General features: G+C 65.5%; 11 protein-coding genes and 2 pseudogenes. 4 read left to right on the forward strand and 9 right to left on the reverse strand.

The window, feature by feature from the left end; genetic code table 11:
• Position 1: 1 nt before the first annotated feature.
• Positions 2–2,188, reverse strand: a complete 2,187-nt coding sequence (locus EWM63_RS27400; protein WP_130189353.1) for a TonB-dependent receptor — start codon at positions 2,186–2,188, stop codon at positions 2–4.
• A 29-nt stretch (positions 2,189–2,217) separates the two neighbouring features.
• The gene (locus EWM63_RS32610; RefSeq protein WP_229488007.1) at positions 2,218–2,409 is read right to left on the reverse strand and encodes a hypothetical protein; all 192 of its coding nucleotides are present in this window, start codon (positions 2,407–2,409) and stop codon (positions 2,218–2,220) included.
• On the opposite strand from EWM63_RS32610, the gene EWM63_RS27405 reads away from it, so the two are divergent.
• Positions 2,353–3,453, forward strand: coding sequence for a PepSY-associated TM helix domain-containing protein (locus EWM63_RS27405; protein WP_229487531.1), 1,101 nt, complete (start codon positions 2,353–2,355; stop codon positions 3,451–3,453). The two genes, EWM63_RS32610 and EWM63_RS27405, sit on opposite strands and share 57 nt — an antisense overlap.
• Positions 3,450–3,626, forward strand: coding sequence for a hypothetical protein (locus tag EWM63_RS31915; RefSeq protein ID WP_165390957.1), 177 nt, complete (start codon positions 3,450–3,452; stop codon positions 3,624–3,626). The genes EWM63_RS27405 and EWM63_RS31915 overlap by 4 nt, the downstream gene beginning before the upstream one ends.
• A gap of 67 nt (positions 3,627–3,693) precedes the next feature.
• Here EWM63_RS31915 and EWM63_RS27410 read toward each other — a convergent pair whose 3' ends face one another.
• From EWM63_RS27410 to EWM63_RS27430, 5 genes and pseudogenes are all read right to left on the reverse strand, one after another.
• Positions 3,694–4,197, reverse strand: coding sequence for a hypothetical protein (locus EWM63_RS27410; RefSeq protein ID WP_130189355.1), 504 nt, complete (start codon positions 4,195–4,197; stop codon positions 3,694–3,696).
• A 65-nt stretch (positions 4,198–4,262) separates the two neighbouring features.
• Positions 4,263–5,105 (reverse strand): proteasome-type protease, encoded by an 843-nt coding sequence (locus tag EWM63_RS27415; RefSeq protein WP_130189356.1) that lies wholly within the window; start codon positions 5,103–5,105, stop codon positions 4,263–4,265.
• Between the two features lie 48 nt (positions 5,106–5,153).
• Positions 5,154–5,957, reverse strand: a complete 804-nt coding sequence (locus tag EWM63_RS27420) for a transglutaminase family protein (protein WP_130189357.1) — start codon at positions 5,955–5,957, stop codon at positions 5,154–5,156.
• 9 nt (positions 5,958–5,966) lie between these two features.
• Positions 5,967–6,901, reverse strand: a pseudogene (locus tag EWM63_RS27425) (alpha-E domain-containing protein).
• Between the two features lie 10 nt (positions 6,902–6,911).
• A pseudogene (locus EWM63_RS27430) lies at positions 6,912–8,300 on the reverse strand (circularly permuted type 2 ATP-grasp protein).
• A 201-nt stretch (positions 8,301–8,501) separates the two neighbouring features.
• On the opposite strand from EWM63_RS27430, the gene EWM63_RS27435 reads away from it, so the two are divergent.
• Positions 8,502–9,017, forward strand: coding sequence for a chemotaxis protein CheD (locus EWM63_RS27435; RefSeq protein ID WP_130189358.1), 516 nt, complete (start codon positions 8,502–8,504; stop codon positions 9,015–9,017).
• 83 nt (positions 9,018–9,100) lie between these two features.
• Positions 9,101–9,826, forward strand: coding sequence for an SDR family NAD(P)-dependent oxidoreductase (locus tag EWM63_RS27440; RefSeq protein ID WP_130189359.1), 726 nt, complete (start codon positions 9,101–9,103; stop codon positions 9,824–9,826).
• Here the strand turns inward: EWM63_RS27440 and EWM63_RS27445 are convergent.
• Complete coding sequence (locus EWM63_RS27445; RefSeq protein ID WP_165390958.1) at positions 9,823–10,872, reverse strand: pentapeptide repeat-containing protein; 1,050 nt, start codon at positions 10,870–10,872, stop codon at positions 9,823–9,825. The two genes, EWM63_RS27440 and EWM63_RS27445, sit on opposite strands and share 4 nt — an antisense overlap.
• Positions 10,873–11,015: 143 nt before the next feature.
• A complete protein-coding gene (locus EWM63_RS27450; protein ID WP_229487532.1) occupies positions 11,016–13,049 on the reverse strand; it encodes a TonB-dependent receptor in 2,034 nt (677 codons plus the stop codon).
• Between the last annotated feature and the right edge of the window lie 66 nt (positions 13,050–13,115).

Consider the following 13,115-nt stretch of genomic DNA (forward strand, 5'->3'; position numbering starts at 1 on the left):
GTCAGAAGTCAAGCGTGCCGGACACCGTCAGCGTGCGCGGCGTACCCAGTACCAGGTAGCCCGAATTGGAGGCTCCGCCAGCCGATGCCCAGTAGTTCCGATCGAAGACATTGTCGACGCGCGCCCGCAGCGTCACCGTCCGCTCGCCGATACGCGTGGCATACCGCAGTCCGATATCGGCCCGGGTCCATGACGGCACGCGCTGCAGGTTGGCGGCATCGAGGAGTTGGCGCGACGTGTAGGCCACGCGGCCGTCCACCGCCAGGCCCGCCACACCCCGCACGGCCCAGTCCGCGTTCAGGTTCAGCTGCGTGCGAGGCACGCCGATCGGCTCGTTGCCGTCAGCCAGCCCACCGGTCGTGCGGCGCTGTGCCGCATCGAGCAGGGTCAGGCCACCGAGCACGCGCAGGCCGCGCAGCGGCTGGCCGAAAACCGACAATTCGAGGCCGCGGTTACGCTGCTCGCCGCTCGGGCCGTAGATGCCTTCCACCACCGCTGCCAGCGGCTGGCCGGTCGTGAACAGTGCGGCACTGAAGCCGACACGGCCGGTATCGACCTTGACGCCGATTTCCTTCTGCCGCGACACCGTCGGTGCGAACGTTTCGCCCACATTGGTCACGCCGGCGCCACTCGCGGTCAGACCCTTCTGCAAGCCTTCGACATAGTTTGCATACAACGAAACGTGCTTGACCGGCTTGAACACGACCGCGGCCACGGGCGTGTTGCGGCTCATGTCATACGCGGCGTTCTGCGCACCGGTGTTGTAGTCGTAGCTGTAGTCCTTGATGCGCTGGTGGCGCAGCCCGACCGTGAACAACACCCGGTCGTCCGCCAGCGCCAGCGTGTCCGCCACCGCGTAGCTCGACAGGATCGTCTTGCTGGTCGTCAGCGGAGCGTCCAGCCTGCCGCCAACGAAATACGTTGCCGCAGGTGCCGGCAACGCCACCGGTGCATACAGGTCCGTGCGCAGCACGCCTGCGCCGAAGTCGCTCATCGCGTAAGCGTTGCGTGAATCGCTGTGGAAGCCCGTTGCCGTTGCGCTGATGCTGTGGCCAATGCTGCCCGTGCGCAGTGCCGTGCGGATACCGAGTTCGCCAGTGCGTACCGTATCCTCGCGTTCGTTATCGAACCGGTAGACGGTCGCGCCGCCGCTGGCGGTGGTCACCGTGGGGGCCCCCAGCACATTCGATTCATTGCCCGAACGGGCGCCCAAGGCTGCCCAGGCCACGGTGCCGGGCGCCAGGTCGAGTTCACCGCGCAGCGTGCCGAACGTGTCGCGTTCGTTGGAGTGCGTCCACGGCTGCGCAAAGTTGTGATCGCCGCCTGGTGCGGCAGGGACCGGCAGGCCGGCGCCGACGCGCACGCTCGGCCGCGCGGCCGCCAGGCGATGGTCCTGGTACCCCGCGTCGGCGGACAAGCGGTAGCGTCCACCATTCCAGTCGACGCCCACGCTGGCCAGCGAGAGCTCGCGGCCTTCGCCTTCGATCGCCGTGTCACCGTCGCGGCGTACCGCGTTGACGCGGATGCCTGCGCGGTTGTCCGGTCCGAACCGGCGGCCGATATCGGCGGCGGCATAGCGCTGGCCGCCTGTTTCGATGCCCACCGTCAGCGCCGTGACCGGTGCGTTGCCGGCACGTTTCGGCAGCAGGTTGATCGAGCCGCCAATACCGCCGCCGCCAGGTGCGGCGCCGTTCAGGAACGCGTTCGCGCCGCGAAACACCTCGACCCGCTCGAGCAGTTCGGTGGCCACGTACTGGCGCGGCAAAATCCCATACAGGCCGTTGTAAGCGAGGTCGTCCGAATTCGCGGCGAAGCCGCGGATCATGTACATCTCCTGGTAATTGCCGAAACCGCGCGTCACCCGCACGCCAGGGTCGTTCTGCAGTACGTCGGCCACGCTGCGCGATTGCTGATCCTGCAGGAGCTGCTGCGTGTAACTGGTGGCATTGAACGGCGCATCCATCATGTCCACGTTGCCGAGCAGGCCGAGGCGTCCACCGCGTGCCACCTGGCCGCCGGCATAGGCTTTCGACAAGCCGGAGGCGGACGCATCCGCCGAAGCGCTGATGACGACCGTCTGCAGCGCTGGGGTGTCGGCTGGCATGCTGTCCTGGGCAAGAGTGGTGCCGGCCGCCAGCAGGGCGGCCGCGCAGGCGAGGGGAGTCAATGGGTGTGCTGGCATGAACATGGATTGCAATCGAAAGAGAAATCCCGATTTTATGGTAAATGAGAACGGTTTGCATTATCATTCCAGTCTTCTTTTGCCGTATTGTTCGTATTCCCATGACACCTGTCGCCATTCGCCGCTGGGCCTGGATCCATAAGTGGAGCAGCCTTGTCTGCACCGTCTTCATGCTGCTCCTTTGCATAACCGGGCTGCCGCTGATCTACCACCATGAAATCGGTCATCTGCTCGGTACCGAGGTGGAGGCGAAGCCCATGCCCGCGGGCACCCCGAAAGCCAGCATGGATGCCATCGTGGCCGCCGGCATGGCTGCCTACCCGGGCAAGAAGATGATGTACGCGTTCCAGGAAGCGGATGAGCCGAATCTGTGGCACCTGACGCTGGGCGACCATGGCACGGATGAAAATTACAAGGCCACCGCGGTCGACGCGCGCACCGCCGAGGTGCTGCCCACGCCACAATTCGAGGGCAGCTTCATGTCGGTGATGTTCCACCTGCACGTGGACCTGTATGCCGGCCTGTGGGGCAAACTGTTCCTCGGCCTGATGGGGCTGTTGCTGCTGGTGGCGATCGTGTCCGGCGTGGTGCTGTATGCCCCATTCATGCGCAAGCTGGAGTTCGGCACGGTGCGGCGGGCCCGCACCAACCGCACCAAGTGGCTCGACCTGCACAACCTGCTCGGCATCGTCACGCTGACGTGGCTGTTCGTCGTTGGCGGCACCGGCATGATCAACACGTGGGCCGACCTGATGCTCAAGTACTGGCAGTCGACCGAGATGGCGGAGATGGTCGCGCCGTACAGGAATGCGCCACCGATCGCCCAATTCGGTTCAGTGGAAGCATCCGTCAAACGTGCCCAGGCGCTGGAACCGGGCATGAAGGTGGGCTTCATCGCGTTCCCGGGCACGCCGTATACGAGCGAACACCACTATGGCGTGTTCATGCACGGCGATGCGCCGCTGACGTCCCGCCTGTACAAGCCGGTGCTGGTCGATGCCCAAACCACGGAAGTGACCGACAGCCGGGACTTGCCATGGTACCTGACCGCGCTGCTCGTCTCGCAACCCCTGCACTTCGGCGACTACGGCGGGCCGGTGCTGCAGTTCCTGTGGGCCGTGCTTGATGTGCTGACGATCTTCGTGCTCGGCAGCGGGCTGTACCTGTGGCTGAAGCGGGGCGTTCCGGTGCCGGTGCGCGCCACGGACGAACAGCAAGCCGCGGCCGACGTGGCTGGTGTTCCTGCGCTGGCCCGAGGAGACACGCGATGAGTCCCGCATTCCTGCGTTTGTGGGGCGTGCCGATCCTGCTTGGCATCCTGACCACGGTCGGCCTGGTTGCCGCCCTGCTGGGAGATGGCATGTGGGACGCCGTCTCGGCCGTCGCACTGGGCTTGCCTGTGTTGCTGGGGATCTGGCACAGCCTGCGCAAGCAGGGGCGGTGAGCAGGAGCACTGAGCAGTAGCATTCCGCACGCGCCGGCTGCGCGCGCTGGCGCCGGCAGTTCTGGCCTCAACGTTCGGTCACCGGCGGCAATTCGCCGATGATCCTGCCGTATTCCGCCGTGGCATCGGCAAGCGGCGTTCCCTGGAACGCCACCTGCAATTCCAGCGCCTCCAGTCGCGCTGCGCCCGCCTGGCAGCGCGCCAGCCGGCTCGCCACATCCCCCTGCCGATGCCAGTTCGTGGCCACCGCCGCCAGCAGCGAGCAGATACTGGCCACACCGCACAGTATCCGCCAGCTCGGCGTATCCGGCCCGGCCGATCCCAATGCCCGAGTCAGATCCGGTCCGCCCACGGCCGGGCCAGCCGTCAGCACCGCTGCCACGGCGCTGGCGATCACACTCAGCAGTGTCAGCGAACTGTCACGGCGCCGCAGGTTTTCCGCGAGCCGTGCCACGGCGAGCCGCCTGGCACGCACGATCGTCATGAAGGCCACGCGCTCGTCGGGCACCGGGTCCGCCGGCGACTGCCCATGGGCGCCTGATTCGCTGTTCCCGGATTCCTGTTGCCGCATATGCCTCCCGCCGGCGGGGCCGCCGATTACTTCAGCATAGTCCGAAGCGTGCGCAAGTCCAGTGCCTACTGCCGGGGCATGTCGGGTTGCTGCGCCAGCGATTGTGGCGCGGGGGGCGTCAGCGCGGGCGTCACGGCTTCAGGCAGGGGCATCCGCACCGGTTGGTCGGCGGCGGCGGGCACGGCCTGCCATTGGGGCGCCTCGATCCCTTCGAAGACCTGGCGCAGTTGTTCGCCCCAGGTGCCGCGCAGCATCTGGAAATAGGGATTGCGTTCATCGATGGTCACGAAGCGCGTCACGGCCAGGCTGTCGTTCTCGTACACGAGCAGGTCCAGCGGCAGGCCAACCGAAATATTCGAGCGCAGCGTGGAGTCCATCGAGATCAGTGCGCACTTGACCGCATCGTCCAGCGACAGGGCGGGCTTCACGACGCGGTCGATGATCGGCTTGCCATATTTGGCTTCGCCGATCTGGAAGTACGGGTTTTCATCCTGGGCCTCGATGAAATTGCCGGCCGAGTACACCTGGAACAGGCGGCACGTCTCGCCACGGATCTGGCCGCCGAAAATCAGCGCAACGTTGAACTCGATATTGAACTGCGCCAGCGCCTGCGCCTCGCGCAGGTGGACCGCGCGCACCGCCTCGCCCACGATACGGGTGGCCTCATACATGTTCGGTGCGCTCCAGATCGTGAAGCCATTGCTGCCCACGTGGTCATGCAGCAGCTGCAGCACAGATTGGGAAATCGACAGATTTCCGGCCGTCATGAGCACCATCGTGCGATCGCCGGGGTTCTCGAACACGTTCATCTTGCGGAAGGTGCCGATCTGGTCGACGCCGGCGTTCGTGCGCGTGTCGGAAAGAAAAACGATGCCGGCGTCCAGGCGCATGGCGACACAGTAAGTCATGGAAACACCCTGCGGGAAGAACGTTGTCGTGAAAAGGCGGCGTTGCCCTTACTGCTGGATGATGCGGACTTCGACATCGAGCGCCTCCTTGCCGCCGCCGTGGCGCACGCCACGCACCGGCGCAGCGGCTTCGTAGTCGCGGCCGACGGCAATGCGGCAATAGGCATCCGTCATCAATCGGGCATGGGTCACGTCGATGCTGAGCCAGCCTTCGTAGCCGGGGTCGCTGACCCACGCATCCACCCACGCATGGCTGGCGGCATGGCCTGTGTCTTCCGGATCGATGTAGCCCGACACATAGCGCGCCGGGATGCCTTGCGCATGGCAGCAAGCCAGAAAAATATGCGCATGGTCCTGGCATACGCCGCGACCCAGTGTCAGCGCGTCGCTGGCCGCCGTCGTTACTTCGGTCGCACCGCTTTGATACTGCACTGCACCAAAGATGTGCTCGGCCAGCTTCATCAACTCGCGCGTGCCGGCGCGGCTGCCGGGCAGGCACGCAGCAGCCAGCGCCGTAATGTCTGGCGTCGCGGCCGTCAGCCGCGTCGGCACCGTGTAGATGAGCGGCGACAGGGAATCGTTGGCGGCAATACGGCCCTGCCACGGCACGCTGGTTTCAACGACACCCTCGGCCACGATCGAGAGCGCGCCGTGGCCCTGGTCGAGCGTCAGCATGTGCGACAGGTTGCCATAAGCGTCCGTATAGGCGTTCAGATGGCCGGGGGCCAGCAATTTCCAGTGAAGCGCGCGCTGCTGCGACTCGATTCGCGGCGTCAGGTGCAGTTGCTGGATCGAATATGCCAGCGGTTCGGTGTAGGTGTAGCGGGTTTCATGGCGGATCGACAGTTGCATGGAATCTCCTCAGGCAGCCAGGGGGACGAGGAAATCGCGGCTGACGCGGTTCCCCAGTTCATAGATGCGGCGCAGGAACCCGGTCAGGTAATCATGCAGGCCATGCTGCAGAATGTCCTCGATGCGGGCGAAGCGCAGCTCCGCGTGCAATTGGCCCGCCAGCCGCTCCGTCTCGCCCGACGTGGCGTTGCGCACCTCGCCGAGATTGCTGACGAGCGCTTCCATGCAGGCCAGCAGCGAGCGGGGCATGTCCGCACGCAGCATCAGCATTTCGGCCACCCGTTCCGGGTGATCACGTCACGGTACATCTTGCGGTAGATCTCGAAGCCGGACACGGAACGCAGGAGCGCTGCCCAGTAGTAGAAATCGCGCCGCCCGCTGTCGTCGCCGCCTCCGTGGTACTTGACGTCCAGGATGCGCGCCGTATTGTCGGCGCGTTCCAGGAACGTACCGAGGCGAATGAAGTGCACCGCCTCGTCCTGCAGCATGGTGCCGATCGTGACGCCGCGCGCCAGGTGCGAACGGTATTTCACCCACTCGAAGAACTGACCGGGATCACGCTCATGCAGCCGGTCGCGCAGCTTGAACTGCAGGTCCAGCCAGGTCTGGTTCTGCACTTCCCATACCTCGGTCGTGAGGGTGCCGCGCACGGCCCGGGCGTTTTCGCGAGCGCCATTCAGGCAGGCGGCGATCGACGACGGGTTCGCGGGGTCGCGGACCATGAAGTCGATGACGTCGCCCGGCGCCAGGCCGGCATGGCGGCTGTCATAGGCCTGCTGCAATTCCGAAATACCGAGCATGGCGCGCCACGCCTGCTGCGCATCCGCTTCCGACTGCGGCAACAACGCAGTCTGTACGTTCACGTCCAGCATGCGCGCGGTATTTTCGGCGCGCTCGGTATAGCGGGCCATCCAGTACAAATGGTCGGCAGTGCGACTCAGCATCTTGTTCTCCTCATTTTTCCAGCACCCAGGTATCCTTCGTGCCGCCGCCCTGCGACGAGTTGACGACGAGCGAGCCTTCCTTCAAAGCCACGCGCGTGAGCCCGCCGGGTACGATCGAGGTGGTCTTTCCCGAGAGGACGAACGGACGCAGGTCGATGTGCCGCGGCGCCACGCCGGAAGCGACGAACGTCGGGCAGTTCGACAGGGCCAGTGTCGGCTGGGCGATGTAGCCATCCGGTCGGGCCAGCAGGCGCGCGCGGAAATCCTCGATCTACGCCTTGGTCGATGCCGGGCCCACCAGCATGCCGTAGCCGCCGGCGCCGTGAACCTCCTTCACCACCAGGTCCGGCAAGTTCGCCAACGTGTACGCGAGGTCTTCCTTCTTCCTGCACTGGTAGGTGGGCACGTTGTTCAGCACGGGCTGTTCGGACAGGTAGAAACGGATCATCTCCGGCACATAGGGGTAGATCGATTTGTCGTCCGCCACGCCGGTTCCGATCGCGTTGGCCAGCGTCACGCGTCCGGCGCGGTAGACCGACAGCAAGCCCGGCACGCCCAGCGACGAATCGGCGCGGAATGCCAGCGGATCAAGGAAATCGTCGTCCAGGCGGCGATAGATCACGTCGACACGGCGCGGGCCACGCGTCGTGCGCATGTACACCGCGTTGTCGCTGACAAACAGATCCTTGCCCTCGACCAGCTCGATACCCATCTGCTGTGCCAGGAACGCGTGCTCGAAGTAGGCCGAGTTGTACATGCCCGGTGTCATCACGACAACCGTCGGATCCACGACGCCCAGCGGGGCCACCGAGCGGAGATTGTCGAGCAGCAGGTCCGGATAGTGGTCGACGGGCGCGACCCGATGCCGGGCGAACAGTTCGGGATACAGCCGCATCATCATCTTGCGGTCTTCCAGCATGTACGAGACACCTGACGGCACGCGCAGGTTATCCTCGAGGACATAGAACTCGCCCTCACCGGCGCGGACGATATCGACCCCGGCGATGTGCGCATAAATATCCGAAGCAACGCTGATCCCCTGCATTTCTGGACGGTATTGCGCATTGCGGTAGATCTGGTCCGCCGGGATCACGCCGGCACGGATGATGTGCTGGTCGTGGTAGATATCGTGGATGAACATATTGAGCGCCTGCACGCGCTGGATGAGGCCACGTTGCAGGTGCGCCCACTCGGCGGCGGGGATGATGCGCGGGATCGCATCGAACGGAATGAGCCGTTCGGTACCCGCGTCGTCGCCATACACGGCAAAGGTGATGCCGACACGGCGGAAGGTCAGGTCCGCCTCGATACGCTTGCGTTCAAGTGATTCAGCTGTCTGCCTGGCCAGCCAGCTGTCGAATTCCCGATAGTGGGGCCGAACGCCGTCTGGTGCGAACATTTCGTTATAAAACTGCACAATGATTTCCTCCCGCGAATATAGGAGTTTATGCAATAGGCATGCCAAGTTCGTGCACGATTGAAATGTCACGCATGCGTTGGAAAAAACTTTACAGATGGGTTTCCCCAGTGCATCATTACGTGTCGACCCAATCAATGTCCGGCATGCGTAGTTCAATGACAACCTTCCGATTGGGATTCCATGGCAATCACCCTCCCGCGTCCGGCGATGTCCGCCAATGCAATGCAACCACAGCAGACCGATGTCCGGCACGTGTGGGCAGGTGCGTTCGCGGTCGGCACGGGTGACATGGTGCTGACGGCGCTGCTCGGGTCCTGTGTCGGCATCGGCATCATCTGGCGTCGCAAGAAGCGTTGTGCGCTGGCCCACTGCCTGCTGGCGGAGGCGCCCGCGGGCGATAGCGGTCTCGACATTCGCTATGTCAGCAACGCCGTACCCGCGCTGTTGCGCGGCCTGGGTGCGCGGCCGGAAGACTATGCCGAGCTCGAGGTCGTCGCTGCGGGCGGCGCGAGCTTGTTCGACCATACCCAGTCGCCGCTTCGTGTTGGCGAACGGAACATCCTTGCCTTCGACCGGGCCGTGGCAACGTTCGGTCTGCGGGTCGTCCACCAGTTCCTCGGCGGCACGCAGGGCTCGCGGATCACCTTGCACTGCGCAACGCTGACGTTCGACACGAGGCGGCTGAACGGGGGCTGAACGGGGGGGACGCGCCTCCCGCCATCGTCGACGCGGTGCGGGCGGCGTGGCTACAATGGCAGCTTTCCAGGCGGAGAGCTCACATGAAAGCGATCGTTACCGGCCACAGCCGCGGATTGGGCGAGGGCATCGTCCGTGCCCTGCTGGACCAGGGGGTGGAAGTACTCGGCATCGCGCGCCATGGCAACCCGGCGTTGCACGGCCTGCGTGGCATGCATGAAGTGGCGCTGGACCTGGCCGATGCGGCTGCATTGTCGGCCTGGCTTGCAGGGGGCGAACTGGCGGCATTCCTGGCCGGCGCAAACAGCGCGCTGCTCGTGAATAACGCCGGCGTCGTCCAGCCGGTTGGCGCGCCCGGCGGGCTTGGCGCATCGCGCCTGGCACTGGCCGTTGCGGTCAATGTGACGGCCGCCCTGCTGCTGACCGATGCGTTCGTGGCAGCGACCGCCCACTGCGGCGACCGCCGCGTGGCCCACGTGTCGAGCGGTGCGGGCAGGGCGCCCTATGCCGGCTGGAGCACGTACTGCGCCACGAAGGCCGCGCTGGACATGCATGCGCGCGCCATCGCGCACGACGGCGTGGCCAACCTGGCGATTGCCAGCATCGCTCCCGGGGTCATCGATACCGCGATGCAGGGAGAAATCCGCGCAACGCGGGAAGAAGACTTTCCGGCACGCGAGCGTTTCCTCGCATTGAAGCGCGATGGCGGCCTGGCAGATCCTGGCGCGGCGGGGGCGCGACTGGCAGCCTATGTACTTGGCGCGCGCTTTGGCAGCGTGCCGCTGGTGGACCTGCGCGACGCGGACTAGCGGCCCGCCGCACAGGGCACGCCGGTGGCCAGCCGGGACACCAGCGACAGGTCACCGGTGGCAATGCCGGGCCATGCAAAGCGGGCGCCTTCGGTGGCTGCGCCGGCAAAGTCGCCGCGGCGGCATATGCTGCGGGCAAAATCGGCGCCGCTGGCACGTGCCTGCTGCAGGCGGGCGCCAATCAGGCTGCAGAACGGGAAGTGTGCGCCATCAAGGGAGGTGCCGCTCAGGTCCGCGGAGCCGAAATCGGTGCGCACGAAACGGCCGCCCGACAAGTCGGCACCGGCCAGCCGGGCGCCATGGAAATTGCTGTCGACGGCGCGCACGCCACGCAAGACTGCCCCATGCCAGTCGGTGCCGGCCGCCGCCTGCAGGGCTTCGAGTTCCGCATACTGCCACGTGCTTCCCCCAAGATCCGCGCCGTTGAGGGCACATGCGCGAAGGCGGGTCTGGCGAAAATCCGCGCGGGGCAAATGCGCGCGCAGCGCGAGCACCTTGTCCCACCGGGCGCCACGCCAGCGGCTTGACTCGGCGCGGGCGTCGAGCAGCACCATCGCTGTTGCGCGGCTGCGATCGAGCACGGCATGAGAGAGCGTGATGCCCACGGCCACGAATTCATCGAGGCACGCATCGGAGAGATCCGCGCCGGGCCAGCCGGCATCGTTGGCGCGAACACCGCGCAGCGACGCACCGCACAGCCGCGCATGTTCCGCGCGGCTGGCGTCGAGGCAGGCGCCGTCGAACTGGGCACCCGAACAATCTGCGCCGTCGAGCAGCGCGCCAGTCAGCAGCGCGTGGCGCAGCAACGTGCCGCGCAGGCTTGCGCCGCGCATGTCGGCCCGTTCCAATAACGCGCCGGACAAGTCCACGCCATCGAGAACGATGCCGCGCAGGTCGGCGCCGGACAGGTCGCAGCCTGCCATGGGCGCGCCGGAACGTATCCATTCCAGCAGGTGGGGAGTGGCAGGAGCGCGCCCCGCCGGCGGCGGATTGCAGGGGGCAGGGCGGCGCAGCCTGCCCCACAACGCTGACGGAAAGAATTTCATGACCGGCCTCCATCGTCGGGCATGTCTGCCCATCGGGCCGATTATGGACCTGTCATGCCGTTTCCTTGCGCCTTCCGCTCAGCCAGTTGCAATCATTTTGATAAAACGCAAACGAATTTAGGGAACCTGACAGTTCGTCTAGTTCAGAAGTTGCGTGTATAACTCGCCGAGTACGTGCGGCCGCGGCCGGCGAAATAGGTCAACGGGTCCTTCAGGAACACCGATTGCGAATAGTAGCCGACGTACTGGCGATCTGTGAGGTTGTCGATGCCGACGCCAAACCTTCCCAGGCTGGTATCCCACGTCATGGCCAGGTCGGCCAATGTGTAGCCGCGGAAATGTTCTTCCAGGTTGATGGTGCCGGCCGTGCGGCCGACATTGATGTCGCGGTCCGCCAGATGGGTCGCCTGGAGGCGCAACTGTGTGCGCGGCAGCGGCCGCCAACCGGCGCCCAGCACCAGCTTGTCCGGCCCCTGGGCCCGTGCGCCGAGGGCGAGGTCCATCGGCGCGCCGGCCGTTGCTGCCGTCTTCCCGATCGTCCTGGCATAGGTGCCGAACAGGGACAACGTGCTGGCCGGGCGTACCTCGGCCGATACTTCCCAGCCACGCACGGTGGTCGGCACGCGATCGAGCACGCCGAAGCCTTCCGCATTGATCCGCATGACGGTGCCGAGCTTCGAGCGCGAGTCGTAGAACGAGGCGCCTGCACTGCCGCGCGCGCCACGCCAGTTGATGCCGATTTCCTGGTTGCGGGTGATCACCGGTTGCAGTTCGAACAGCGTGTCCACCGACTGGCCCGGGCGGTTCACGCCGCGCAAGACCACCCCCACATCCGGCAACCCGAATCCCTCGGACGATGACAGGAATGCCGTCCATGCCGGCGCAAAGCGCCATACGGCGCCAATATTCTTCACCGCCTTGTCGAAGGAGCGCTTGCCGCCACGTACCTGGACGCCCCCATAGGACCAGAGGGTGGTATAGGCGTCGACTTGCAGGCTTGCCGATTCCCGGCGCACGCCGGCGCGGACCGTGACAGGGCCCACGTCATATTCGAGTTGCAGGAACGGCGCGGTGGACGTGAAGTCGAGCGTGGGCACCCACGTGCGGTTCGTCAGCGCCATGCGCTGGCCGCTGCGGTCGCGCAAGTGGTCGATGCCCAGTGTCCATTCCAGTCCGGGCAACAGCAGGTCCGGGTGCACCCAGGTGATCTTGGCGCCATGTTTGTCGGCATTGATCTCGGACTGGTCGAACAGCATGCCGGGCGGGGCCAGGCGTGCATCCTGGAATGTGATCGTGTTGCTGGCGCCATACAGCGCCATGAAATCCTGGCTGAACAGTTGCGCGGTCAATACGCCGTCGAGCAGGGACGCATGGCGGTAGTCAAGCGACGAGGTGTGTACCGCGTTACGCGCCGGGTTGCCGGGAGGTCGGCCAGGAATGGACGAGGTCGGGGTGCCGCGCGCAAAATCAGCCGGCACGGCACGGTAGTCGAGTTCTCCACGGAAATTAAAGCGGTTGACGGTCAACTGCAGGCGCTGGTCACCGAAATTGCGGCCGATCTTGATGAACACATCGTGGCCACCGGCATCGAGCGTGTCGCCCTGCAGCGCGTCGATGCCGACCAGCCTGCCGGTGCCGTCGTAAGCCATGCCGCGCCGCTGCACGCTGGCATAAGCCAGCATGTCGAACGCCCCCGACTTGTGGGATACCGACAGGCCCGTTTTCCAGTCCAGGTTATCGTGCCGGAAACCGGTGGCCGCCCGGGCGTGCAACGCAACGCCCGTTCCTTCCTGCCGCGGCGTCTTCGTGATGTAGTTGATGATGCCACCCGTGGCGCCCATGCCTTGGATCGCCGATGCGCCATTGATCACCTCGATTCGCTCGATGATCGCCGTGTCCGCGAAATAGCCCTCGCGCATGCCGGCGCGGAGGGGATTCGATTGCGGGATGCCGTCGAGCAGAATCAGTGGCGTGCGTCCGCGCAGCGACTCGCCGGACGATGAAATCTTTTGCCGGCTCGGTGAGTAGCCGGGCACATAGGTGGCCAGCGCGGCGGAGGGGTCATCGGCCAGCAAGTACTGCATTTCCAGTTCGCGCTGCGACACCACCGTCACCGCGCCCGGAATCTTGTCGACCGCCTTGGCATTGCGTGTTGCGGTCACCACTACTTCGGCCATCGGGACTTGCTGCGCGTGCGCTGGGGCGTGGCTGAACGCCAGGCACGCCAACGCCACGGCGTGCTG

Source organism: Pseudoduganella lutea, assembly GCF_004209755.1.
GTDB lineage: Bacteria > Pseudomonadota > Gammaproteobacteria > Burkholderiales > Burkholderiaceae_D > Rugamonas > Rugamonas lutea.